Source organism: Paenibacillus sp. FSL H3-0286 (assembly GCF_045040705.1).
GTDB classification, from domain to species: Bacteria; Bacillota; Bacilli; order Paenibacillales; family Paenibacillaceae; genus Paenibacillus_AQ; species Paenibacillus_AQ odorifer.
Genome location: NZ_CP150285.1, coordinates 2,799,552 through 2,825,236, shown reverse-complemented (window position 1 = coordinate 2,825,236; position 25,685 = coordinate 2,799,552). Strand labels below are relative to the sequence as shown.

At 31.7% G+C, this 25,685-nt stretch carries 35 protein-coding genes; 3 read left to right on the top strand and 32 right to left on the bottom strand.

Going from position 1 to position 25,685, the window contains the following annotated elements; genetic code table 11:
* Window positions 1-17: 17 nt before the first annotated feature.
* The 7 genes from MHB37_RS12265 to MHB37_RS12235 all read right to left on the bottom strand — a co-directional run bounded on the left by MHB37_RS12265 (window position 18) and on the right by MHB37_RS12235 (window position 3,476).
* The gene (locus MHB37_RS12265; protein WP_405169350.1) at window positions 18-239 is read right to left on the bottom strand and encodes a hypothetical protein; all 222 of its coding nucleotides are present in this window, start codon (window positions 237-239) and stop codon (window positions 18-20) included.
* Window positions 240-362: 123 nt separating this feature from the next.
* Complete coding sequence (locus tag MHB37_RS12260) at window positions 363-488, bottom strand: hypothetical protein (RefSeq protein WP_405169349.1); 126 nt, start codon at window positions 486-488, stop codon at window positions 363-365.
* Entirely contained in the window at window positions 481-657 is a 177-nt protein-coding gene (locus MHB37_RS12255) for a hypothetical protein (RefSeq protein ID WP_405169348.1), read from the bottom strand. Before MHB37_RS12255 ends, MHB37_RS12260 begins: the two co-directional genes overlap by 8 nt.
* A 59-nt stretch (window positions 658-716) precedes the next feature.
* Entirely contained in the window at window positions 717-881 is a 165-nt protein-coding gene (locus MHB37_RS12250) for a hypothetical protein (protein WP_405169347.1), read from the bottom strand.
* A gap of 192 nt (window positions 882-1,073) precedes the next feature.
* Entirely contained in the window at window positions 1,074-1,445 is a 372-nt protein-coding gene (locus MHB37_RS12245; RefSeq protein ID WP_405169346.1) for a hypothetical protein, read from the bottom strand.
* A gap of 39 nt (window positions 1,446-1,484) precedes the next feature.
* Complete coding sequence (locus tag MHB37_RS12240; protein WP_405169345.1) at window positions 1,485-2,429, bottom strand: hypothetical protein; 945 nt, start codon at window positions 2,427-2,429, stop codon at window positions 1,485-1,487.
* Between the two features lie 9 nt (window positions 2,430-2,438).
* Entirely contained in the window at window positions 2,439-3,476 is a 1,038-nt protein-coding gene (locus MHB37_RS12235; protein WP_405169344.1) for a tyrosine-type recombinase/integrase, read from the bottom strand.
* 146 nt (window positions 3,477-3,622) lie between these two features.
* On the opposite strand from MHB37_RS12235, the gene MHB37_RS12230 reads away from it, so the two are divergent.
* On the top strand, window positions 3,623-4,132 hold the full coding sequence (locus tag MHB37_RS12230) for a hypothetical protein (protein ID WP_405169343.1): 510 nt from the start codon (window positions 3,623-3,625) through the stop codon (window positions 4,130-4,132).
* 90 nt (window positions 4,133-4,222) lie between these two features.
* On the opposite strand, the gene MHB37_RS12225 is transcribed toward MHB37_RS12230, so the two are convergent.
* The 5 genes from MHB37_RS12225 to MHB37_RS12205 form a co-directional block, all read right to left on the bottom strand.
* Window positions 4,223-4,372, bottom strand: a complete 150-nt coding sequence (locus tag MHB37_RS12225) for a hypothetical protein (protein ID WP_405169342.1) — start codon at window positions 4,370-4,372, stop codon at window positions 4,223-4,225.
* Window positions 4,373-4,397: 25 nt separating this feature from the next.
* The gene (locus tag MHB37_RS12220; protein WP_405169341.1) at window positions 4,398-4,637 is read right to left on the bottom strand and encodes a hypothetical protein; all 240 of its coding nucleotides are present in this window, start codon (window positions 4,635-4,637) and stop codon (window positions 4,398-4,400) included.
* A 114-nt stretch (window positions 4,638-4,751) separates the two neighbouring features.
* Window positions 4,752-4,949 (bottom strand): hypothetical protein, encoded by a 198-nt coding sequence (locus MHB37_RS12215; RefSeq protein ID WP_405169340.1) that lies wholly within the window; start codon window positions 4,947-4,949, stop codon window positions 4,752-4,754.
* A 239-nt stretch (window positions 4,950-5,188) separates the two neighbouring features.
* Window positions 5,189-5,344, bottom strand: coding sequence for a hypothetical protein (locus MHB37_RS12210; RefSeq protein WP_405169339.1), 156 nt, complete (start codon window positions 5,342-5,344; stop codon window positions 5,189-5,191).
* A 155-nt stretch (window positions 5,345-5,499) separates the two neighbouring features.
* Entirely contained in the window at window positions 5,500-6,384 is an 885-nt protein-coding gene (locus MHB37_RS12205; protein WP_405169338.1) for a hypothetical protein, read from the bottom strand.
* Between the two features lie 180 nt (window positions 6,385-6,564).
* Between MHB37_RS12205 and MHB37_RS12200 the strand changes: the two genes are divergently transcribed.
* Window positions 6,565-7,398 carry a hypothetical protein gene (locus tag MHB37_RS12200; RefSeq protein ID WP_405169337.1) on the top strand — a complete coding sequence of 278 codons (834 nt, stop codon included), beginning with the start codon at window positions 6,565-6,567 and terminating at the stop codon, window positions 7,396-7,398.
* 102 nt (window positions 7,399-7,500) lie between these two features.
* On the opposite strand, the gene MHB37_RS12195 is transcribed toward MHB37_RS12200, so the two are convergent.
* From MHB37_RS12195 to MHB37_RS12100, 20 genes are all read right to left on the bottom strand, one after another.
* A complete protein-coding gene (locus tag MHB37_RS12195) occupies window positions 7,501-7,683 on the bottom strand; it encodes a DNA-directed RNA polymerase subunit alpha C-terminal domain-containing protein (protein ID WP_405169336.1) in 183 nt (60 codons plus the stop codon).
* 91 nt (window positions 7,684-7,774) lie between these two features.
* A complete protein-coding gene (locus MHB37_RS12190) occupies window positions 7,775-8,041 on the bottom strand; it encodes a hypothetical protein (RefSeq protein ID WP_405169335.1) in 267 nt (88 codons plus the stop codon).
* Window positions 8,042-8,075: 34 nt separating this feature from the next.
* A complete protein-coding gene (locus MHB37_RS12185) occupies window positions 8,076-8,333 on the bottom strand; it encodes a hypothetical protein (protein ID WP_405169334.1) in 258 nt (85 codons plus the stop codon).
* Between the two features lie 54 nt (window positions 8,334-8,387).
* Entirely contained in the window at window positions 8,388-8,633 is a 246-nt protein-coding gene (locus MHB37_RS12180) for a hypothetical protein (protein ID WP_405169333.1), read from the bottom strand.
* A gap of 48 nt (window positions 8,634-8,681) precedes the next feature.
* A complete protein-coding gene (locus MHB37_RS12175; protein ID WP_405169332.1) occupies window positions 8,682-8,864 on the bottom strand; it encodes a hypothetical protein in 183 nt (60 codons plus the stop codon).
* 25 nt (window positions 8,865-8,889) lie between these two features.
* Window positions 8,890-9,114, bottom strand: coding sequence for a hypothetical protein (locus MHB37_RS12170; protein WP_405169331.1), 225 nt, complete (start codon window positions 9,112-9,114; stop codon window positions 8,890-8,892).
* 255 nt (window positions 9,115-9,369) lie between these two features.
* The gene (locus MHB37_RS12165) at window positions 9,370-9,528 is read right to left on the bottom strand and encodes a hypothetical protein (RefSeq protein WP_405169330.1); all 159 of its coding nucleotides are present in this window, start codon (window positions 9,526-9,528) and stop codon (window positions 9,370-9,372) included.
* Window positions 9,529-9,564: 36 nt separating this feature from the next.
* A complete protein-coding gene (locus MHB37_RS12160) occupies window positions 9,565-9,840 on the bottom strand; it encodes a hypothetical protein (protein ID WP_405169329.1) in 276 nt (91 codons plus the stop codon).
* Between the two features lie 634 nt (window positions 9,841-10,474).
* The gene (locus tag MHB37_RS12155; RefSeq protein ID WP_405169328.1) at window positions 10,475-10,723 is read right to left on the bottom strand and encodes a hypothetical protein; all 249 of its coding nucleotides are present in this window, start codon (window positions 10,721-10,723) and stop codon (window positions 10,475-10,477) included.
* Between the two features lie 169 nt (window positions 10,724-10,892).
* A complete protein-coding gene (locus MHB37_RS12150) occupies window positions 10,893-13,934 on the bottom strand; it encodes a helicase-related protein (RefSeq protein ID WP_405169327.1) in 3,042 nt (1,013 codons plus the stop codon).
* 69 nt (window positions 13,935-14,003) lie between these two features.
* Window positions 14,004-16,364, bottom strand: coding sequence for a hypothetical protein (locus tag MHB37_RS12145; RefSeq protein WP_405169326.1), 2,361 nt, complete (start codon window positions 16,362-16,364; stop codon window positions 14,004-14,006).
* Window positions 16,365-16,497: 133 nt separating this feature from the next.
* Window positions 16,498-16,788 carry a 3-isopropylmalate dehydratase gene (locus MHB37_RS12140; protein ID WP_405169325.1) on the bottom strand — a complete coding sequence of 97 codons (291 nt, stop codon included), beginning with the start codon at window positions 16,786-16,788 and terminating at the stop codon, window positions 16,498-16,500.
* 57 nt (window positions 16,789-16,845) lie between these two features.
* Entirely contained in the window at window positions 16,846-17,052 is a 207-nt protein-coding gene (locus tag MHB37_RS12135) for a hypothetical protein (protein ID WP_405169324.1), read from the bottom strand.
* Window positions 17,053-17,161: 109 nt separating this feature from the next.
* Window positions 17,162-17,605: a hypothetical protein gene (locus MHB37_RS12130; RefSeq protein WP_405169323.1), complete on the bottom strand. Its 444-nt coding sequence runs from the start codon at window positions 17,603-17,605 to the stop codon at window positions 17,162-17,164.
* A gap of 26 nt (window positions 17,606-17,631) precedes the next feature.
* Window positions 17,632-17,916, bottom strand: a complete 285-nt coding sequence (locus MHB37_RS12125; RefSeq protein WP_405169322.1) for a hypothetical protein — start codon at window positions 17,914-17,916, stop codon at window positions 17,632-17,634.
* 128 nt (window positions 17,917-18,044) lie between these two features.
* Window positions 18,045-18,242, bottom strand: coding sequence for a helix-turn-helix domain-containing protein (locus MHB37_RS12120; RefSeq protein WP_405169321.1), 198 nt, complete (start codon window positions 18,240-18,242; stop codon window positions 18,045-18,047).
* Window positions 18,243-19,363: 1,121 nt separating this feature from the next.
* Window positions 19,364-19,561, bottom strand: coding sequence for a hypothetical protein (locus MHB37_RS12115; protein WP_405169320.1), 198 nt, complete (start codon window positions 19,559-19,561; stop codon window positions 19,364-19,366).
* Between the two features lie 1,054 nt (window positions 19,562-20,615).
* The gene (locus MHB37_RS12110; protein WP_405169319.1) at window positions 20,616-22,433 is read right to left on the bottom strand and encodes an ATP-dependent helicase; all 1,818 of its coding nucleotides are present in this window, start codon (window positions 22,431-22,433) and stop codon (window positions 20,616-20,618) included.
* Between the two features lie 709 nt (window positions 22,434-23,142).
* Window positions 23,143-23,784, bottom strand: coding sequence for a helix-turn-helix domain-containing protein (locus MHB37_RS12105; protein WP_405169318.1), 642 nt, complete (start codon window positions 23,782-23,784; stop codon window positions 23,143-23,145).
* 158 nt (window positions 23,785-23,942) lie between these two features.
* Window positions 23,943-25,034 (bottom strand): tyrosine-type recombinase/integrase, encoded by a 1,092-nt coding sequence (locus tag MHB37_RS12100; RefSeq protein ID WP_405169317.1) that lies wholly within the window; start codon window positions 25,032-25,034, stop codon window positions 23,943-23,945.
* Window positions 25,035-25,368: 334 nt separating this feature from the next.
* Between MHB37_RS12100 and MHB37_RS12095 the strand changes: the two genes are divergently transcribed.
* On the top strand, window positions 25,369-25,629 hold the full coding sequence (locus MHB37_RS12095) for a hypothetical protein (RefSeq protein ID WP_405169316.1): 261 nt from the start codon (window positions 25,369-25,371) through the stop codon (window positions 25,627-25,629).
* Window positions 25,630-25,685 lie beyond the last annotated feature (56 nt).

Below are 25,685 nucleotides of genomic sequence, written 5' to 3'. Positions count from 1 at the left end.
ACAACCCTTTGATCATCTTAGCCGTGTCCATTTCTCCATAAGTCTTTATATTCCAACTTAAGTTCTTCTAAATTTATATCTAAAATTATCGATATCTTTAATAAATCATCAGCCGATATACTGTTCCGGTTGAGTTTACCTCGTAAGGTAATTTCATTAATATCTATTTTATCTGCCAACCATGCTGCTGCTCTGCCCTGACTTTCAAGGACTTCTTTAATTTTTTTCCCAATATTCATTTATTTACCTCCTTGAAAACATATTACCATATTACCGATTAGATTTCAACTGTTTTCGATTAGTTTTTAATCGAAACATTCAATCTTACGCTATTATGGTATCTTTCTTAGGAGGCATATAATTCATTTACGTTGGTTCGATATTCTAATAAAGTTATATGCATTCGCCGCATCTAATAATTCAATCTCATCGCCTTCTACATTAGTTACAACGAGCTTTCCAGCCTTACAGCGTCCATTCTTATACATAACTATACTCCGCACCAGAACGGCTATAAACGCCCACAGAAGCTCTATACTGTTGCGTCAATTCATACACCTTGTCCAAGATGATCCAGTAAAAAGCTTCTTTGGTGCGTCCTTGTTGATCAATAGTGTCCACTACTTCATCGTTAACAATAAAATTCCATTCTTTCATATGTATCATCCTTTATAATTTTATTTTTATTATTAAAATTAGCTCATCAAATTGCTCTTTCATACTCTCTTATTCATCTGACCCCACATATATTGTACATCTTTAATTCCCCTTGTCATTCCCGAAACAACAGCTTCGCGGATCTCTTCGCTTGAAAGTTTTCTTCGCCAGTTAGGATCTGGTTCAGTGCTTCCGACAATCCTTCTTCTTTTAGCTTCTCCCATTTATTTGATCACCTCTACTTGTCGCTATTTCTAACTCGCCAATATAATCTTTTTGTAATCTTACTTGCCTCTCCAGTAAATCAATCTTCTCTTTCATTATATTGTTTAATCTTAACTGATGATAGAAGCCAGCAGCCATACTTCGTTTCATCCATTTAAACAAATTCTTCACTCCATTTCTAAATCAAAGACTTATTTGATCAACTCATAAAAAAATATCCAATATGGAAATCCATTTGATACATTACAACCTTCCATAATTGCTGTCAGTTTTATTCTATTGGTTAAATATTGGCTAAGAAACTTTTCAATTTCTTCTGGTTTTCTATTATTAAAATATTGTCCTCTATCCCCCCATACTTCTGTACAACATTTATTATATTTATCATAATCCCACCGAAGAAGCCTATCCGAATAAACGCAAACACCATCATCTGAGTAATCCTTCTTCCAAACAACATAGGGATCATAACTATACGGATACTGTTCTCTGTTTCTCTTTACTGTTTCTCCTTTTAAATCAACGTACATTGAACAAACTCCTACTTCGTTATCGTAATTCAATTTTGGTCTCCTCTACTCAATATCAAATACTTCTTTCATTCAACTTTTTCGCTCCAATTCTTTCTGAAGAATTGACTCTGCTTTATTTATTTCCATACTTTTAATCCTTATCAACCTATAATTATTTTTAATGCAATATTCATTTTTAATTCTATCTGCTTCCTTTGTTTTTTCGAAGCCCATTTCACCTCCAAAATATTTAATTGGTATATCATGCTGCTTTCCATCAAACTCTATTAAAAATTTGATTTCATTAGATTTGTCAAAAATGGCAAAATCAAAGGGTAGAGTGTTTTTTCTTTTACAGTCAGTAAATCGTTTTTGTCTTACATATTTTAGATTGTATTTATTCAAAAGTTGCTCAATAATTCTTTCTCCTTTAGAAGAACTGCAAGTAGGACAACCTATATGCATGCGTAACTTATCATTAGTAGATTCAAAATTATGCTCTTTTACACATTTTAATATAAATTTAGAGTCTCCATTGCAATAATCATCTACCCACTTAATAAATTTAAATCCGGCTAATTTAACATTCGCATATACATCTTCTGGCCTGTCTCTTTTTATAATTCTTAATTTCTCGGATTTACAGTGATTGCACCTCGCACCTTTTTTAAAGTTACTTAAAGTGATAAATCCAATATGGTTACATTCAAACATTATTTCTAATTTTTCCCCAGCATTAAAATCCTTAGAGTCAGAAAGTAAAACACAATTTTGCTGTTCAACTAACTTCTCTATTTCGCCAAAGCTCTTTCTTATTTTACTTCTTCTTATAAGATCCCCGCATTTTAAGCATTGTTGCTTTTTTTTAAATCTAAAAGATGCATATGACGCATTGAACTCATCGGAACATTTACATTTTATTAGCAATTTGTGATGTCGCCCTTTGTATTCTTTCGACAATAATTCACACGAACTTTTACTATCTAATTCAACATATTTTTTTACGTATTCATAAGTTAGCATTTTGCTCCCCATGTGATCCCCTCAAACAATTCTGTTCAAAATTGCCATTCTACTGCGTTCTGAAAAATTGTCTATTTTCTTAATTTTTGATTTTCCCACTTTTATTAAGTCGATTCCATTTAGCAGCGAGTTTCTATTCAATATACTTGCTAATATCATCTTATTGTAATGTACATATCTCGCTGTCATATCTTGACTATTATGACCCAAAATTAATTGTAATGAGATTGTATCCCCACCATTTAGTAGATATTGAGTTGCAAAAGTATGTCTTATTGTATGTGGACTAACTCTAACATTTTTAATTCCTGAAAGTTCTCCATACTTTTTCACGTTTTTTGCAAAGGTATTAGAACTGTATTTCCCTCCGAATTGATTTAGAATTAAATAATCTTCTTCATTCAATCTACAATAATGTATTAACTCTTTAATGCAATTTGCTGCGATATCGCTGATTGGAAGATATCTTTTCTTATTACCTTTTGCGATGCCGCTTTGAACTATTATATGTTTGTTTTGTAAATCAACATCTTTAACTCTAACATTAAACAATTCGTTTGTCCTAATCCCATTATCACTCATAATTAGCATAATCGTGTAGTCACGGAAACCAGAGAATGTATGTTTGTTTGGCTCTGACAATAGAGCCATTAATTGATCTGTTGTAAAAACTTCAAATTCTTCTATATCTTCTGGTTGTGGTTTTATGTTTACTAAAGGAAATTTTTCTATACATTCCTCTGCTAGAAGATAGTTAAAAAAAACCCCCAAGTTCCTTCTAACATTATTTATTGTTTTTGCTTTTAATCCACATTCATTAGATATATTTGTTGGATGACCAGTCCATTTTTTCTTTTTAAATGTTAAATATTCAAAATAATGAAGAACAATATTTTTATCAAGATTCTTAATATCCGAAGTTTCAATATTATTTTCATTTAAATAATTCTGGAATCTTATCAAATCATCATAATATGTTTTTATTGTTTTAGGGCTACGTCTTTCTATCTTCTTATGGCGAACAAACATTTCAATTGCTTTACTCAAACTTAATGACATATGTATCATTCCCCTTTGCTTTTTTGACTCCTTATAAAAGAATCCTTTTACTTACTTTTAATGCTCTCACAAAATTCGTTCTAACTAAGCATATCCTCTTAATGGTATAATAAATATTATTTAACTTGTAAATACTGGAGGATGCTATGACACATAGGATTTGGTTAAAACACATAGAAGGACTGCCTCAAACTGAAATTAATACACAAATAGTTCTGAGTCTAAATAGTCAGGGAATTAAGTTTAGTTCTAAGCAACACATACCCTTTGAAAGAATCATTGGTTTCGAAATATTACATAGACGTGTTGTTTTAAAAGGAAGTCCAGTAGCTTCTGCTCTAGGTTATGGTGTAGTTTCAATGTTCTTAGGTGGACTTTTATTTGGTTTGATATTTGATAATGGAGAAATTCCTGCAATTATTCTTGGAATTTTAGGTTGTTTAGTTGGAGCAATTAAAGGATTACAATCAACTTATAAAAATAAAGTCTTCTTAAAAGTCTTTTATCGTTCAGTAGAAAACGTTGTTTCTGATATTACCTTATTGGCTGCACATAATCGCGATGCTATTTCTTTCGCCAAACACATTAATCAACGTGTAGGATATCATCCTATGAATGAAGTGTCTTCAAAATCTAAGAAGGTGTATGAAATTTAATGGTTATTTTAGAGAACCTGTTACTAGATGGGTTCTTTTATTTTATTAAATTACCTGTCTAAACTCCTCGTGAAATAATCTTTTTATTCTCTATTTTACTTCCGTAACTCGATATTTAGATGTCTCCCACACACCTTCTCCAATAACTCTAATTTTTAGTATTCCGTATTCATCTTCACTTATTACTGTCCCAATTATCGGACCTTCTTCAGTATTAAACTTTACATCTTTATCTACCATATGAAATTCTCTCCTTATAAAATATTCATTTCGTCTGTTCATTAACAATCTGACTAATCCTTCTCAACTGATCAAGAGTTAAATCAACTTTTCCATAAGAGCCAAATTTCTCTCCTAACTTCCTACTTAATCTTTCAGACTCTTCTTTGTCTAGTACTTCCTGCATTGAGAAATAGAGTTTAAAATCAGGTGAATAATCTGTATGTTGTCTATTACTCTCAATTCTGAATTTAATTGTATAAGATTCATAGCCTTCCTTATACACCTCAAAATATTTCCTACCGATCTTCCCTATTTTGTACTCTACAACATGTACCTCTTTGTGGCGTCTTCCTTCATTGCCAATGCCTTAAGATACACTGTGTCTCCAGTCTTCATTCTATCTCCCTCTTCCGACAGTTTTAAACTCATCTCTATCAAACACTGGCGTTACTTCACCAAACTCACTTGAGATTGATCCACCGTTTATATGATATTGATTTCCATCCCATTCCTTGATGAATCCCCAATGCCCTATGTATTGAGATTCTTTATTGGTGATAGTTACTTTTTTACCAATCAATTTTTCAGGTTTCATATTCAAACCCACCTTTTAAAGGATCATTTCATCTTAATTTATCCACCAGTCTTTTCCGTATTCTCTCTCTAATTCAGCACCGAATTTAATGTATAGATCTTCAATTTCCTGCTCTTGATTCTGGTTTGTTTTTCAATTCGTGATACCGAACACTAAGCAAATTATATATCAATACCTTTTCTCTAAAGATTAAATCCATTTTTATCGTCTCCTTATAAAAATATAGTTTTACCCACTATTTAGGCTGCCTTACCTTTATTCTTATGAATCATAATGACTCCTGTATCTTCCCTACACATTTCAATGAAACGATTCATTTCTCCTTCATTTTCGAATTCATAACGATTGACTGCTAATTTGCCACAAATCTTTTCAATGATATTGACTTCAAACACTGTTTCATTCACTCCTATATGTATCGTTCGTTTCTATAATTAATTATATCACTTAATATTTGTTTTGTATATATTTATTATTAAAAATATTTCAATTTAATCTCCTCTCTATAAAAGAAAAAGAAGCACACTATTTTAGTGCACTCCCATTGATATCATTTCTTCTTTAACACTGCCATCCTTGTATCTCCATCTCCTACAATGATGAGGGTAAAATTATCTTTATAAAAAGTATTCTTTTTTAATGGTCTTTCTATTTTTTGAAAGGTTGAATCCTCTAAATAACTTTTTCTGTTTTTGGGCTTCTTTAAAGTATTGAAGTAAATTTTAAAGTTATTGACTTCATATGCATCAATAATAATACCACCACTAGATTTTAAAACTGAGGAAAACGCCTTTAACATAATGTCTAATTTTTTTCCTTTGTAATTATGCCATAGCGCACCCTTAATGTCCCATATGTAATCTACTGTAGAAATATTTATTTCTTCAAGATATTCACGAATATTTAATGCATCATTTTCTTGAGGAAGATATTGCAAATTAACAGAACTCTCAATATGATCTTCTGGGATCTTAATATCTGTTACAACAATATGAGATTCAGGAAATTTTTTCGATATCTCATGTTCATACCAGCCTTTATTCCCTGAAGGACTGGCTAGCATCTTTTTAGAGAAATCAATATTTATTTCTGAAATGTTATATAAAACGATTTGAAGCCAATTAATCTTTTGATTATAAACATAAGTATCATTATACCATGAGAAAAGAGTTCCACCCTTGGTATAACTGATCCCAGAAAATTTGTTTGCCAAAGCTGCACGTAAACATGAGATTAAAAAAAACACAAAAAACAAACACATAGTAACTTTTAAAAGACAATAAGATATATAAGGAATTCTAGAATCATGCGTTATAAAAACACTAAGAATAAGTAAAGACTCGGTAATTAACAAGCTAAAAAACACTGCTGAAATTCGAACGAAGTTTTTAGAAATAAGTGCACCTATATAATAGGTTTTTTTCAATAGATTCATAAATCACCTCTTAATTTCCACTATATAAATCTAACCGATTTAAATCTATGAATTTATTAACATGATGAAATTAATCTTTGATAAGAAAAGTCTGCATGCTGAAAATTAGGTATGTCTCTATCAACTTCCTCGTTTTGAAAACATATATTGTGTTATCAAATAATAGGAGGATTGAGTATTATGACAATAAAGAAAAAACCAACTCTCACTAAGAAACTGATTAGTAAAAAAACAACCTCAAAATCTACCTGTACCTGCTCAAAAAAAACTAAAGATAAAAAAGGTAAAGTTTGTGATCCAAAAAGGATCATCGTTGAACAACCGATCCCTATTTCGGATAAAGATATAAAAAAAGATCTCAATAAACCAGTTAGCACAAAGAAAGTAAAAACAATAGATGGTAAACGTACAACAGCAACTTTTGAAGAAACGCCTCTTCCTATATCAGGAGGAGGGACTGCAATTGAAATAGACACTGATGGAATCATACGCCCAGATGTAACATTAGGACAGCTTCGAATTTCAGAAAACCTGTACTTTTCAAGAAGAGCAAGAATTAATAAAACCACTATTTGTGAACGTTATCGGGTATATTCATGTTTGAGAGGCTTTCCGGGTCGAAGAACCTGTAGGCTTACAGGTTTTCGAACTGTAAGGTGTAATTGGACTTCAACAGGCACAATTAGTATTACCGCTAATTTAACAATCCCAGCACTTTATACAAATCTTGTTAACAGCAATTCCAACATAATGTCATGTATAACTAACAACACAGGAACTATCAGAAATTATGTTTTAAATAACATTGGGTCTATATCTCAACTTAACAATACTTTTCTAAAAAATAACTTATCTAGAATACTAGTAGAGGCAGGTCTGGATTATCAATCTCAGCTAAGTTCATGCCTTGGTCCATACATGGACTCAAATTCAGCTTCGGCTTTAGCTAATGGCATACGAGTAAGAACACGCGTTAATTTTAGATCTTTTACTGATTGGGTGAAAACTTCTTAATTCAAAAACTAATATCATTCTATCGTGAAAATCTTGGTAGAATGATATTTATTCTCTTTTTATTCTAATTCACAATATCTTTCACAAGATAAAATCAGACTTTCATTTGTATTTAAAACCTAACAGTTCTTCAAGTTCATATATAATAATTTTACGAATATTACGAAGCTTAGAAATATCAGCAAGTGAAATCTTTCGAATTTCAGATTCATATTTGAGACCATTAGCTTTTAACACATTATAAGCCCGAACACTAAGATCTAGTTCGTCAATTGTTTTATCCATCAGAAACCCCCTTTTTTCTCTTATTCTACTCGACCCACTTGATTATGTATATTTTTATTTAAGCAAATTCATAAAATTCAACTTTTATAAACTAAATTACAACGCCGATTATAATTGGTTTCTTTAGATTCACATTATATAAGTCCTTATCCTCAATATCTATGCGCGCGTTTGATAACTCGTTTTTCATGTAATCTGCATCTACCCATTTTTGAGAATATATCTTTTGAGGTTTCGGAAGATAACTAACTTTGCTAATGGTTGCATAGTCATTATATTCAAACATACCTAAATCGCCATGTTCTTCTTTGATCTTTTGAAGAGTATCAATATATTCACTGATTTTAATTTGTGTCATATTTAATTACCTCCTATTTGATAAACTAACTGTTTCATCTAGAAACTAAAACATAGTTACGCTCTAAAAAATCAAGTTCATCATCATTAAAATAATTCCACCAATATTTATTATTCTCATCAAAGTTGGCCGTATAAATTGTATCTTTTTCTACATAAGGAATGTTAAGTTTTACTTTATAGTCGAATCGAATATGCTCTTCTTTGATATCATATCGTTCAATGACCACTCCTGTTACTTGAGCGTATGGATTTATTCTTACTGAGTCTCCGACTTTCCTTTTCAAATTCATCCTTTCCCCTCCTATTTCTTGATCAAATCCGGTTTTTATCAAAAAAGATACCCATCAACTTTGAAATAATAATTCAGAATATTCGTCAATTAGATTAGCTTCTACTAAACGGTCATTTTTGTCTTTATCATATTCTAGTTCAGACAAATAAACTTTAAGACCTTTTCTTTTGCTTTTCTTTATTGCGCTTATCAGATCATTGGATTCAGAAACAGCACTTTCTTCATCCGCAAACCTTCTCATGTTCTGTCCACCATCTTCAAAGACCAATACTAATGCATAAAGTATACCTATTCTCATTTTTTTCCTCCAATAATATTATTTTTTCCCCATGAAATTATCATTTGGTCAAGCTTGATACCTTGTAAATTTACCACACCACACAGACACCGATGAGTTCAGCGATTGTGTTTCTCTAATTTGTCCGCTACACTCCCAACCTTCAGCTTCCATTAGTTTAACGTGCATATCTCTTTCTTCTCTTGAATCATAGTGATATGTAACGTTGGTGTATTCAATGATTTTCTTCATTTTTCATTCATCTCCTAGTATTTGATTAAGCTTCTACTGCTAAAACTTCGCTAATCATATCCTCTATATCTATTACAGGAATCTCATTTACCGTAACCTGATCCTTGTAGATCTCAATAGTGCAATTATTAGTGTGAATTGTGGCTGTAGGTGCAAGAACAAATGTAAACTGGTCTCCAGATACTTCGTGGTGAATATTGTATTCTTTAAGTTTCGAGACAATAGATTTAACTGTTTTTTCAATTTTCATATGTATTACCCCGCTTCATTTAATAAATTCATTATATCACACAATAATATGTTTGTATATGTTTATTAATAATATAATTATAACTATGCACTCACTAATATCTCCACCGTATCCCCTTGGTAACTAACTAAGTCATGTCTTACACATGTGCAAAGTTCAATTAGTTTATAATTATCACCAGTAGTTTTAAGGATTACTTCTCCGTTACGTTTAATAAGTTTGATTATTTTCATATGTATTCATCTCCTTGTCTATTTAAATTACTTCTATATTTTGATTTGAATTAAATTTATGATAATGTGTTCCCCTTGCTTCTTCTGGTGTGAATAGTGTTGCCTCTTCTAAATCTTCAACCCACTTTCCAAAACCCTTGGAGTATTGATAGAATTGGCCATATTGATTCTTGAGATACATTTTTCACAACACCTTTCGTGAACGTTTTTTTTTGAGTTATTCATAATCCTGAATTAACTTTCTTGCAATCCAACGGTCTGACATTTCAGACACATGCATTTCTGAGTTGCCATCTTCAAATTTCCCATTTCCTTTATATGCTTCCCATGCTCCATCTTCAGCGAGTTCTAAGAATATTCTGCGGAGCTCTAAACCTGTGTTCTCTTTACATCTGATATCCCCGCCAGTCGCAAGAGATACGGCTATGGAAGCTCTTTTAATCAACGTTTCAATTGGAGTTAACTTTTCACGCGTTACTTGAGCTGCCTTCATTATCTCGCCTTTTTTTATATTTATGTTTATTAATAAAGTATTTGTTATTTAAGTAACAATGCTCCAAATACTAATCTATCTTTTAATGCTTGTTTGCGATCCCATTTACTTTTCATTACTGCTAAGTACGTTTGATTCATCTACTACATCTCCTTTTAGTAAGGCTGTTTTTTAACTTGATATAATCATAACACGAGTTTAATTTATTGTCAATATGTTTGCTAATAAAAAAGAGACTATTTCTAGTCTCATGGGATTAAATCATTATTATATACAATAATTATACATGTTATTGAATATTATTCATTGATATTACGGGTTTATACTTTTATCTATGTTTAAATACTCATGGATGAGCTTACGAAATAAGTGTTTCATCATGAATTAAAAATCATTATTTCTTGCTTCAGATTAATCTAAATTGGTTACGATCAAAGATTGGTGCAACTTCTCCAGCACTGGAAGATATGGATCCCCCTGAGATATGATAAGAATCATCATATGACACGATATAACCCCAATGATTATAGTATTGTGATTGCCTATCGGTGATTTTGACTTTACTTCCTATAAGCTTTGCTGACAAATAGTATTACCTCCTCAAATAAAAATAAGAGGGGATTTCTCCCCTCTGTTATCTTGTCATTTCCCAAAGGTTTAAATTTTCATTCATGATGACATTCATTTCAGTAACATATTGTTTTTGTTCGCTTTCCGTTAATCCAGCTTTATTGAATGTTTCCTTCAATTGATGTGCGTAGTTATTCTTTTGAATTCTACCTTCACTCGCATCCCATTTTGCCATTAGGACATTAGCTTTTCTAAGAAATCCCGTTGCCGCTTCTACGCCCATTTTCTTATCAAGTATTCCGCTAATTGTCATTCTAATTCGCCTCCCGTAATATGTATCTCTTATAAATACATCTTATCATAAATTTTTATATAATTCAATAAGTTTGTGTATATTTATTATTTAAAATATTAACATGAAACTACTCTTTTATGAAAATTAATTCTCATTTTTTATCTGCATATTATTGTTATGAATTTCATTAAACAATACTCTGCTGCCCCCAATTCAACCTAGTATAGCCGTCTTGATCCTTCTCCTTGGTCATTAACATACTAAAGATATCAAAATCGACTCCAAAGCGTTCCAGTAACTCGTCATCGTCGATTTCGTCATCCTTCATAAATAAATTGAGTTTTTCTTTGCTTAATATTAGTTTCAATAAATTACTTTCGATACTATTTTCATAGGTAATAAAGTGGATTTCTTTATTATCATCCTCAGAATCAAACCGGATAAATCTTGCTGTAAACTGATGTAAGCTTGCTCCATTCCAAGCTAATTCTGTAACGATGATTTTGTTTATGTAATTAATGCTGATACTACTTGATAAAGATTGTTGAGTACAGACCATAATAGGATTAGGCTCTTTCTTCATATCAGAAATCATTTCTTTTCGCTGCTTGAGGCTCATATCTTCACCTGTGACAACAAACAATTTACGATTCGGGAAAATCTCTCTAATATATCTTGCATAGCTGTACACCGTCTTTTTAAATCGGCAGCCGATTACTATTGGCTCATTATCCCATTCCTCAATCATTGAAAATACCTTTTTGAATTTAGATGAATAGCCTTTGCCATTGTATTCCTTAAATAGATGTGCAGCGCTGCAACTTCTGATAAGCATATTAAGTTGTTGAATGATTTCAAGCATTCTGTCTTTTCGACTGTTTCCTGTTTTGCGTATATTTCTAGCCATTTCATAAAATTCGTCAACGATTTTTTTATATAACACATTCTCATGATTATTAAATGAACATGTATCTTGAAATCTATTTGCAATGGATCTGCCTGTAATTTCTTCGAATGTCCTAGTGATAATAGTGGAATCAATAAGATTTTTTAATATATCGGAATTGTAGATATGTTGTGTTGCCTGAGATACTCCGAATACAGTTATCTTTTCCGGTATGTGGCTTTCCTGAAATAGTTTTTGCCCTTTATGATATTGAGGATATGGCTTTAAATAATGTTCATTTCGTTCTGTTTTTAACTCTTTAGTTTTTTTATCCTGAACATAAATTTCTTCACAGTGATTAATGAAATTTACTGATGAGTTAAACAGTAATTGAAATTGTGGGAAAGCTTCACCTATTGAATTTCTTACACTTGTGCCAGTGGTCAGAAGTTTATAATTTGCATTCTTGAATACATTTAAAGTCGCCTTTGTTCTTTTGCTCTTCATGGATGCGATGCTGTCACTCTCATCTAACACCAGACCAATTTTACGCCCATTCAAGCGAATGAATTGCTTGATGTGTCTTTGATACTTAGTTAGCATATTGAACGTTACTAACACGATGTCAGAAGGTTTAATACTTGTTATACTTTTTAGAGAATCTATCTTAACAAACGGAATTCCGTAACTTGTTAGGGCTGACTCGAAAGTTCCAGTTATTGCAATTGCAGGTGCTACAATAAACATATTTTTTATATGTTTGTGTTGTAAATGATATTGAGCATAAGCAATAGCTGCTAATGATTTACCACCTCCGCAATCCCACTGTAACAGACCGTAGCGCTTCTGTAGCATCTTCCCCATGTCTTCCCTCTGAATGTTATTCAACTTAATTACACGGTGATTCACACTATCGTTTAGTTGATAATTCTCCAACCACTCAGAAATATTTCTATCCTGTTGCATATCTTTAAATGGAATACTTTGTTGTTTATATGCTCGAATTTTCTTATTCAATAGTTTTCTAAAAGTCGCATCATCAAATAGATATTCATCTTTTAGAATCATTTCGTTGAAACTAATTTCTTTTAAACCTGTAAACTTTGATAAGTAAATTTTATTCTTCTGAGAATATCCTTTTAGTTTTAAACCACTGTTAAACTTGACTAATTTAATAAAGTCTTGTTCTTTTCTATGTTGATTTTTTAATACCCGCTTCAGATATGATAATACTTTATTAGGCGTTAATTTTACCTTCTCCCATTCCTCAAACTTCATGCCCTCTGGCCTAACTTGATTATGATATTTATTAACATGTTCAATACACCTTGTAAAATTTTTATTAATACTCTTTGTTCGCTTAATGTCGAATAGCAACTTTTTAACTTTCGATTCAAACTCTAAATTACCGTTATTGTCTTTTTTATTATTCTGCAATTGTTCAAAGAGTAATTTGTGCTTAATTTTTTCCTTTTGTTCGATTACTGGCGCTATGTATTTTATATAAATTGATTCGCTATTTATTTTTGATATTTGGGGTAACATTGAAAGGTTAGTGTTATAGGGTTTGTTGTATGTTACATGTTCACTCTTTTTAGAGAAGAACATAATTTTAGTTCTAAATTTATCGACTCCCGTAGACTTAAAGGAATCCGAAGGCAATTCTACTTGATAGATAAAATTATACATATCATTCATTTGGCTTATCATTCCACCATCCGAGAAATCATCAGATAAAAATGAAACTGGAACAATTAATGCAAGTATTCCGCATGGTTTGAGGAGTTCGTGAGCTTTGATACAGTAATATAACTGGCTTAAATATTCTGTTCTATTGATATATAGTTTTAAGTTGAAAGGTGGATTTCCTAGAACATAATCAAACTTTACACTTGAGTTATATTCTCGAATATCTCCTTGGATTGCGTTAATTTCTGGATATAGATATTTCATAACTTTATAGTTGTTTACATTCAATTCGTTAGCATAGACATTTTGATGATTAGGTAACCAATTTATGAAGTTTCCGCTTCCTGCCGTTAGATCTGCGACTAGTTGAAATTGATCAATTTTTAAGCAATCAACTAGAAATTTAGATAGTTGGTGCGACGTAAAGAACTCGCCAAGCTCAATTACTTTTTTGGCTTCCGTAAATGAATGGAATGAATCATAATCATTAAAATCTAACCCATGCAAACCACCCGAACCACTATACATCTCGTAAATATTTTGTTTAGTAATACCATACTTTGAGCAACTATCATTTTGTATCATAAATTGTATTTTTTCGTTTATTTCTTTGCGTTTGTTTTGTGGAACTACATTATTTGAAATTTGATACATTTGTTTATCCTCCAATAAAAAGAAATCAGCCACATTTTATAACTGATTCCTAATATGTATTATCTTTCCTTATGCTGACTTTTGATTATATCCACAATATTCATTTGCAAATTTTGTTGCAACTTGATTATTTAAAAACTCTATTTCCATTTTGCCATTCTTCAAGAATTTAATTGATTTAACTTTGTTAAATGATTGTGTTTCATACTTTTCAAAGTTTGATGTTTTTTTCTCATTATCATAACCACAATAATTTTCTGACAATTCTTTATTAATTTTCACAGAACCGCTATCAAAATGAGACAAAGCACTAAAAATGAATTCTTTGTTATTGGTAAGTCGATATTCTTTCCAAATTGAATCATGCCGAACAAAGTAACCATTTAAGATTAATTTATTGTTGCGAATAGATATTCTTTCATCGTTATATTTAAAAATATTGACTGCCTTTGCTTTTATTTCTTGCTCGGCCTTTTCTGTGAAATTATACCCGCCCATTTGTTCGTGGATCTCATCAACTATATTTTCACAAGTTACGATTTCTTTATATTTACTGATAATCATTTCTCTATCAATTGTAATGTTATATTTCCCTTCAAAATAACCGCACACACAGACAACAAAGGCGTTTTTAATTTTGTTAATCGCATCCTGAAAATCATATTTACTCATTGAGTAATAATAAGCTGTATTTTGAGTATGAAAGTATGTTCCAGATTGGTCTCCGTACTTTTTCCCGTGTTCTTTGTCTTTTTCACCTATGATCTGAAGACTTTCATAAAATTTATTATAATTAGAAATTAATTCTTTATAGATGTATTCTTGTTCTTTGCAGAATTCCAGATCCTCACCAGATACTTTTTGATCTGCCGTGATATTGATATTATCAAATTTATTAAAGATATCATCAAATGAATCAGAAACAGTGTTTTCATTTTCATTAACTGTGTTTGTATTTTCCATTGTATCACCTTCCTCCTTTTGTTCTTCTGTTACTCCTTCAGCTTGATTAAACTCATAACAGATTACATTATCGTTCTGACTGTTTGTCCGTCCTTCCGTGACTGCTTCATACACATTTTCTTTATTTGTTTTATATTTATCATTAATACTTTGAGAAGGTACTATAAATGACTGAGCAAATGCAAGGCGTTCCGGCGTCTGCTTTGCCCACCATTTACTAGAGAATGAAGACCAGCGAAACCCATTTTCTTTTAACGATTCAATAATAGTTGCTGAAGGTTTCTTATCAAATGATAGTTCGATTCCGTTTTTCTCTTTGTTGATTACCATTGTTACAACGTTTGAAGCTTCTACGGCTTCTGTGACTGCCTTTTCTTCATTAGCCGTTACAACTTCTTCAACCTCAACGGAAACGACTTCTTTCTTAGCTCTAGGTGCCTTACCAACCTTAACCCATTTTTCAACCTCTGTTACTTCGTCAAAAGTTGTCATTTGGTGGATGATTGTTTTCCCTTCTAAAACAGCTTTTAGCATTCTTTCTTCCAAATCATAAAATCGTTTAGCGTTTTTTAATTGTTGATACCCTCTTTTTTCACTACCAACATTTTCGTAAGAGATACGATTTTTTCCATTAACTTCATAAATTTTTGTTACTAACCAGAAGCCGCCACGATGAGCAAGCCTCAAATAGTCGCCTTCTTCAATTGAATTTTTTTCAACTTTAACAGGTCTTGTTACTGTTTTTGTTACTTGTTCAGTTATTAATTGCATTGTTTCAACATCAGCAGACCCAACTTCTGTACCATCAGTAACAGTAATTGTACTAACGTTCTTTTCTATTCTGGAAATAAATTTGTTAAAAGCGTTGATTACTCTTTGTTTTTCTTCGCTTACTTCTTTCTTATTCCCGTTTCCCAAAGTTCCGCTACCTTTGATCCATGTATTATTAGCACCGTCCCACATGTAAGGAAGTTCAGAGAATTTACCTATTCCAGTTCCTTTATCAACGAGTACACCATCTTTTTCGATGTGCCATTTCGCAGTTGAGGGATTAACATTTTTAAATTCTGGATAAGTTCCAACTACTTCCTCAATCCAACCTTCATTTTGTTTTTCAAGTAATTTTTCAATTGCTGCTTTTGCAGATTCTTCTTCTTGTTGGCTTGCTCCCTTATCGATTGTCATATTTTGAAGTTTTGTAATTTTATTTTGAATATCTTTAGTTGTGCTATTAAAAGTTCTATTAATTAATTTACGTCCACTATCATGTAAAGAAGAAACATCGACTAGAAGTACATAACCATTTTTAGAGGCAATACCGCTCCAGTGAGCTGGGCAATAGTAATCCGTCATACTATCAGATTTATCAGCAGAATATCCAAACACTTCCCACCCTTTAGCCATAAGCGTGTGAGCGATATTAACCTTTGCGTCTCTAAAATCGTAATAGTTGTATGTTCTAGCCATTTTTAAAACCTCCATATATTTATATGTATTTAACTTATAAATCATTATAGCATATATAAATATCTTTGTACATATGTTTATTATTAAAAAGGAACCCTTTATAGGCTCCTGATTCAACTTTATAATTGTATAATTAAACTTCCATAGGAAGCCACCAAACCGAGTTATCAAAGTCTAATAGTCCACCATCGTTTAAAATGGATTGTAAGGCTTTCTTTCCTCCTACTGGTGAATATGGTTTCTTGTCACTTTTGAAACCAAAGAATCCGAATGTAGGATGATACAAGGCATAACCTGAAGGCATAATGTAACTATTTTTAGTTAAACGAAATTTTTGATTGGAGAGTTTAATAATCTGGAGTTTAGAGTTTATAAGGATTGTTTCTGGTGAGCGTAGTTCAGTGGATAGAGTTAGAGTTGTCATTTGAAAGACTCCTTTCACCTCATCCTGTATATCAGGCTTGTTGGCTGGAACATTGATTTATTGAAAGCTCAGATATGTATCTCTTGCCATAACTTCCATTGCTTCAGGATTTCTTGTAATTAACATCATCATAAGTGTTTCACGAGATTTATCCATTTCTAATTGAGTTAACTTTTGATTCTCGCAAGCTTCATTGAATGAAGAGAGAATTTCTTTTGCTTTTTTATCTTTGTTTAGAATGTTGATTATTTGTTTTCCGATCATTTCGATTATCTCCTTTGCGAATTCCGTATTTAACTTATACCTTATTATAACACGAATAATATTTATTATACATATATTTATCTTTAAAATACTTATTGAGATACTTTGTTTAAGACCATAACAACTTATAGATTTTATCTCTAGTGAAATTACTTATAATAACTTTTTCAGAATATAAAACCTTTTCATTATTTGATTTTCCATCATGATTTTTACTAGCTTCAACTATCCACCCAAAACCGCAATCAATAGTTAAAACATTTTCGTCCTTCTGTCTCACCTCTGTTGCTCCTCTTTTCCATACCAGTGGGAGCTTTTTATTTTCAATTTGATAACTATATGTATCTTCAATAATTTCACCCGTTGTTTCATAAAAAGCACCCAGTCCATGCTCATATCTTTTTAATATATAAAAGACACCAAACAGCTTTATGCATAAATGTCCATCGTAATATCTGTAGTATTTTTGTTTTAAAAACTTATCTTTCTTTTCTCCTATATGTTCTCCATGAACAAGGATATCAGCATATTGGTTATTTTTAATTATTGGCATTATTTATTCACCTCATAATATTTTTATTAATATTCAGTCATCATCGAATCAATTGCATTCTGAGCTTTTCTCTTTGCAGTGTACGTTTCACCGATATGTTTCTTTTCTTGTCTATCCCAGATTCTGTATACTTTTCTCAAGTTCTTGTATCCTACTACAGTAACGATGTAGCGAGATCCTTCACTCTTTTCTCTATAGGTCTTTTTGGATGCTTGAATTTCAGCAGCGAACTCAGCTTCCCAGACAAGTACTTCTTCGTATTTAGCGTTCATTGCAGCAACCTCGTCACGTCCAGTTGTTTCTGTGATCATTGTTAACATCTCCTGTGTGAACCTGTATTCAACTTATACCTTATTATAACATACATATTCTTAGTTGTTCATATGTTTATCATTAAACCTACATGGAATTAATAAAGAATAGGCATTTCATCTATTCTTTATCTTTGCTTTGGATTATCTTGTTCTTTGAGTATTAACCAAGTTTTTCCTCTTTTAGACGCTACAAGTTGACCGGATAAACATAACCGCTTAACATGATCCTGTGAGAGACCCCAAACCGTTGCGGCTTCTTCTGTAGTCATAATCTGTGACATGATTGTGTTGAGTTGTTCATTTAATTTATTTTTTTCTAACATTGGCGAACCTCCTCAGTCTTTGCGTGTAAGTCTATATACACCTGTTACAAGAGAATATAAGGCAACGAATGATATAATAATAGTAGCCCATTTATTAGACTGTACGGCTATAGCTAAAGCTGTAAAGATGATAAATAATGATAACCGTAAAGAACCTTCACGTTTTGATTTAGACATATGGTCATCAACTCCTCTTATGGTTAGATTAGTCTTAATTTGATTATAATTGACTTGTCTAGTGTTGACTATAAGCAATGATTTGTTTACAATGTAAGGGAAAAGAGGAACGGTGTTAGCGTCCGTTCCATTCTATATCATCTGGCTATTGGAGCCTAGCGCTTGCGTCTACGACTTTTGTGAGAAGTCTTAGACGTTTTCTTTTTGCGTTCTTTCTTCTTAGCTTTTGAATAGTCGAGTATGTCTTTGATGATTAAGCGTATGAATGAAAGAGTTGCAATGATGACTGAAAACTTTTGCCATGTCTCCAAGGGAATCACCTCCTCCCTTACAAATATAATTATATCATACACGATATCGGATGTACAGAGTTATTTTATATTTTTATTATGTTTATTAATATATTAAAAAGAATCACACTAACTATGTGACTCTCCCCTATTTACTATTCCTCTGTGCTGATTGTATCCATCATGTTTTTTAAATACATCCTAAGATGTAGATATTGTAAGAGACGTATTCTTTGAGCATACTCAATTGATAGATATTAACTTTGATTTGGGGTACACACCGCACCACATAGTTATATAGTAATGTAATAGATGAAGAGAGATCATAACATAATTGGGTATGCTTTGATATTGGATTATGTGTGATGATTACTCGCTGTGCTTAGTATTATTGTGTTTATGACTACGTTTATAGGATAAATAGAGACCAACTATACAAATGATTAGTGATAACACAATAAAAGTTATGTTTAATGGAGTAGCGTTCATTGTGAAGCCAACGCTTAGGGCTGAGATGATTAACAAGATATAAACAATACGTGAAAACATAATAAGAACCTCCTTTTATTGTTGGATAGTTGCAAGTAAAGAGTAATTGTGTTATAAAATGTGTAAGGGACTAAAGGAGTCTTTCGACTCCCTTAGTTAAATTGCTTAACGCTTGTGGTGTTTGTCCTTTCGTGGAGGATAGACACCATTTTCTTTTTTTATGTATTCTATCTGCAAGCGTTCATTGCGTTCCTTTCTTCTCTCCCTTCGTTCTCTCATGATAGCTAAAGTGATGTTAGCAAGAGCAAAAGATGAGCTGATTAGTATTGAAAGCAATGGAAGGTGTTTTTCTATTAGATTCAATGTTTTCACCCCCTCCCCTACAAGAATATTATACCATATATAAGACAGAAAAAGTATATTTATTTTATTGTTTGTATATATTTACTTATAAAATGTGTATGGAATGTGAATAAAATGTGAATTGTTTAGAGTAGAATATGAGATGATAAGATGGAGATAGTTGTCATATGATAAGTAAATTGATGGATATGATAGTACATAGCATGAGTACAGTTGTATGTGAGGCGAGGACATCTTATGTGAGATAAGAATGAGATGAATAGAGTTAGATGAGAGGGAATATAGTTATCAATTGATAAGTAACTCAGCGATTTCAGGTTAATCGTTATAGTGTCGATTCAACACGGACACATGTATACTTGGTATGGACACACTGATTTTCAAAATTAAAAGTATAGAAATACAATTTTAAAAATGTTAATTCCATCCATATATCACCTATTCAATTTATGATCCTCTTCAGTGTCCTAACAACTCTATATGGCATAGAAGATACATTCTATACCATATAGAAAGGACTATGGGGGGTATTTTACATCCTAAAGAGTGTCAAATTTGGAAAATAATCCGTTATCTGTTCAACTTACACCGCTCACTTATTTTATCCTTCATCAAATTTTTCTCCTCTCATTATTGATACCTTATTTACGTCATTCCTCTAAAAATCTCAATCGAAATCTCAATCGGGAATCACATATTTTTCCCTTTGTTTATCTATCTTTTTCCTCAACACTTTTTTACGTCATCACCTCTTTTTTATCATTTTCACACTCAAAACCATCATAAATCCCTTTATTAATCTGCACTTTCTCGATTTAGCTAGTTCGATTTGCTTCTTTAAGCAGCTTATATATCCTTTGTTAACTTACAAATAACCTTTATTCTCCTACATATTTTGACTCTTATTCAACAAATAACTCAGAGGATTATCGGCATTTTCGATAAGCATAGTTTTACTTCCGATTGCGATTTTGTGATAAATGGATTTGACGTTGAATAATTAAAAAAGTAGTATCCTTTTTACAGGACACTACTTCGTTTTGAAATAGAACTTTTAAATATTATTTACGTACCTTAAATTTGTCTTACCAATATACTCTTTAACAAATCTATTCCATTCTCCACCTTCGCTAACTATCTGGCTTAGAATCAAGTTTCCCCTTGCTCTAGTTACTCCAACATAGAACAATCTAGCCTCATCAATTAATTCACTTCTTTCATGTGGAAATTTCTTATCTTCTATTCCAATAATAAATACATTATCGAATTCTAATCCTTTACTAGCATGTATGCTCATCAACTTCACGCAGTTTCCTTTATTTTTCCTTTTCGTGTTACTTACATAACTAATAAACTTCTCAGGACTATCTGCCTTAACGAATGACTTTAAAACATTCAAAGAATCTAGTCTTTCTTCTCTGTCTTCTCTATTCTTATAGTTATTGATTATGTATTCTTCAATTTGAAACACTCTAATAATATTCTCGACCAAATGAGTTGTACTGATATGCTTATCTTTTTGTAGTCTCAATCTATTTATGTATCCATCAAATAATTCGGCACTTTTCGTCTGTCTATTATCTGCATATTTCATACTAATCAAGCTCTCATACATAGATAAGTTATTAGTCCCAGAGTATTTTTTTATCTCATTCAATAACTTCTCAGAAAAATATGTTAATGGTTGGTTTCTTAGTTTAAACATCTCTAAGAATGCTCCGTCATCATGTGGATTAATAATCAATTTCATATATGCCAATATTCCAGCAATCTCTTTTCGTTTAAAGAAACTACCATCAGAAATGATATCATATTCGATATCTCTCTTTTTCAATTCATTTTCAACATAACTGGAATGAGCATTCATTCTGTATAGCACTGATATTTCATTTGGTTTTTTATTTTTATTAATTAAATCTGCTATTTGATTGGCTATCCTTACCCCTTCGGCTTCTCTGTCTGAATTTGAGTAGACATTAATGATTCCTTCATTAGTATTATACCCAATAGCATCCGAATAGTGTTCATATTCTCCGTAATATCTTTTTATAAATCCATTTGCTTTGTTAACTATGCTTCGTGCAGACCTGTAGTTTATATCCAAGTTGATGATAGTCGCATTTTCCCAATCACTAGTAAAATTCATACAATACTCCGGATTTCCTCCACGAAATGTATAAATCGCCTGACGGTAATCAAAAACACAAAATATATTCTCCGACTTGCATATTTCCTTCAGTAAAAGATTCTGTACTAAATTTGAATCTTGATGCTCATCAACTAACACAAAATCATATGTATATTTATTAGGATTCTTTCTTAACATCTCTAGGCACATTATCATGTAATCATCAAAGTCGTGTAACCCATTAATCAGTTTATACTCTTCGTATATCTTGAAGTATCGTCTTAATTCAATCTCGCTATAGCTACTCTCCTTAACCATGAATACATCCTTGTATGACTTAAGATAATTCTTTTGGTAACTTATAAAACTCATGATATCTTTAATATCGATTTTCTCATTACCATTCCCAACAAACAACTTTTCAATTTGCCATTCCTTTATCATATTCTCATGGACAAGAAATGTGTTTTCCTTTGCTAACAAGCCAGCACATACAGCATGAAATGTCCCAATGTTAATGTCTATGTATCCCATCTTCTTCAGCTTCTTCTTTAGTTCCTCAGCAGTGTTCTTGGTGAAGCTTATTGCTAGTATATCCTTTTCTTGTACGCTATAAGTTTCAATCAGATTTTCAATTCTATTAATTAATACAGTAGACTTTCCAGATCCTGCACCTGCAATTACAGCGCAAGGACTCTTAAAGTGGTCGATCGCTTTCTGCTGTGCTTCATTAAACTTCAACATGTATAATTCATCTTCTCCTCTACTTTCAATTCTAAAGGCTAATTACTTATTCAATTAATACTATTTCAAACTTCAAACATAGATCTGGAACTAATACATACCTAGACAGTTCATAATCGATTTCCTTATCTTAAATATATGATTTCAAACATAAATGCACGTTTTGTACTTTATCGTCTATATATTTATTGATATTAACTCATCAACTCTTCTTAGACTTTACTTATCGAATCTTCATCCTTAAAAGTGACATCCATTTTACTCCCCAGTTCATACATAAATTAATAATGAATTTTACATACATTAAAACTACCCTCCAACTGCTCCCATTCATCAGGTGAATATCAATTTATAATCAATGCTATAAGGATTTAGAGTATTAAATCGATGTCCAAGTCTTAGTTAAGATTCATAACCTAATAATAAAAAAGTAATCAAAAGTATATATAAAAAATTTAAATTTCAAACGCAGTATAGAGACCATTTCTAAAGAGGCTGGGAGCTGTGCGACCACCACTCTAAATACTGAGTCTACTAGTATATAATAGTCTAATAGTATATAGGTTTAATCTTTCTCTTTATACGGTTCAAATCATGCAGACACGTTTTGAACTTTTGGTTGGTAATTTTTGAACCAGTGCATGGTAATTTTTGAACCTCTGCCTAGTAATTTTTGGACTTAGGTTTTAAATCGAGTATTAACGGTGAATTAGGACTCTATTATTTTATCCCAATTCACCGTGTAGTGATTATTGTATTTACTGAAAACAATCTTATCTTTACCATCATATTTATAATCTGTTCCGAGCTTGTGTTTATCTACACTAATAAATCCTTTGTCGCACAATATCTTATTGTATTTGATGATTGTATTTTTCGCCAAACCTGTTTCCTTTGTAATCGTCTCTATACTAGCATAGCAGAATTGATTTATCGCACTAGATCTATTTATGTAACTTTCATAATAACTTACAAGTCGAACTCCAGTACAATCAATAGTCGGAATATGCCTCAACAATGAGCCATAGATACAAGCGTAATTTTTATTCATAGTGAGAAGTTTACGATTCAAATGAACCTCCCCAATAGAATGACTATCTATAATTACTTCGTTGCATATGTATTCAAGTTTTAACAAACTTTCTAAAGATTTTTTTATTGTTCTGTTATCAGCGACTCCAAACGGCTCTTTAATGTGTTCCTTTCTATTTATCAAAAACTTATCGGAGCGATAAATGAATTGCAATAGTTTGAATTTAACTAATAGTGCATACTCCAGAGAAGACAAATTAGGGTCACGGATTAACCCATTAGGGATTTTCACAAACTGAGATTTTGGTTTTGTAGTCATTAATCAGGTTGTTTTAAGAAATCTCTTAAGTTAGTTTTTTTTCGTGTATAATTAATTATCCGTATAGGGGTAGCTTTACTGCTAGACTTCTTACATAGAAAATAAATCTTATTCCTCTCATCTACCTCTGGTAAGCAGCTTAATTCATTAGATTCCAATTATCCTTCAGTCTCCTTCTGAGCAATTATTTTCTTTGCTGAGAGCTTTAATTGTGACATTACAGCTCCACGTTGCCCCATTATTAATTCACGTAAATCTTCTTCTCCTAGGCACTCAAAGATATCATCTTCAATTTCTTCTTCAAACCTAACGCTTGGACTATTGGTAAAATCCTTCTTACTGTGTCTGTAGTGCTCATCATAAGTCTTTGAATTAGCTGCATGATTAAGATGCTCTTTTATTTCCTCTAGTGGTGCACCATTATCTTCTAGCCATCCCCCCATTACATTACGGAAGCTATGGAAGACAACTCCCTTTTTATCATGAAATTGCAAATTCTCATTCAAATCATTCATCATATTTTGAATTGTCGTGGGACTTAAGTGAAACACTTTATTGTCAGTGTATCTTTGATAATATTTTTGATCTTTTATTATCAGCAGTTCATCGTACATATCATCTGAAATAGCAATTTCATTCTCAACTCCCCCCTTACCTATGACTGTTGCCACATAAACATCTTGACTTGTATGTCTTTTTATATCAGACCATTCTAAGTTTAGCAATTCACTCTTCCGAAAACTTGTAGTATATGCCATTCTTAGTAAAGCAGCTTTCTCAATTCCCTTTCTCTGGCTGCGAACATACTCCCTTGCTTTCTTAGCCTCAAAATCGTTCATTTCTCCGTGTTTATTCTTTTTCTTATTTAGTAAAAGCATCTTAACTTTCACATGAGAAGATTTCACATCATAATTGTTTTTTTCTAGAAAGACATATAGTGAAAATATTGCCGATAGATATTTATTAATTGTATTATTCGCATATCTCTCATTGTTTCCATGTCTTCCGTTCTCAATGAGATGATTTTTGTATCTAATTACTGTAGAGTTTTTGATCTTTAAGTCATCCGGTGATAGCTGCGCTATATTTTTCTTACCTTGGGTTACCCAATCAAAGAATAATGTTAACCCTCTCTCATAGGCAATGGCCGTAGATTTGCTGCTCTCACCACATTCAGATAAGAATGCTTGAATGTCCTCATAAACAGTTCCTTGATGAAAACCAATTAGATTATTTGGCGATGTGTTCATATTAATTCCTCCTCTTTTTTAGTTTAGTATGTACTCTCTATAAGTACCCCAATATTACCATATGAATTCTATTTTGTATATGTTTATTGTTGTAATCTCAAGATTATTCTTTTTCTAGCCTATATAATGAAGTTGAAAGATAAATAAATCGTAAATACCCTCCCTTATTATTTCATTTAACAACTTTTTATTAGTAAATATATACATACTATTGACTGATTGTTTTTATCGTGTTATATTTTAACCACAGAAAGTTATTGGTAGGCATTAGTAAACCAACTACTTCTGAATAAAACATACGAGGGTAAGAAAGAAAGGAATATGAATACATAATATGGAGAAAACGAATCAAACGAAGGAATTATTTAAAACATTTCAGGAACAATACTATGATGGCGAGGTGGATTATTCAGACGAAAGATGTGTTTCATCAGAGATGAAGCAAGGACAATATGATTGTGTGAAGTATCTAGATAGCCAGAAAATTGATGATGAAGTGTTATGGAGAAAGTATCATGCTAATAGTGGCAAGTTTTATCGTGAGCCACATAAGAGTGAGTTTGGGTTAGAAGTGTTAAATACATATAGTAAGTAATTATTAATAAATATATTAATAGTAAATTTAAGGAGGAATAAGAAATTAGTCTAGAT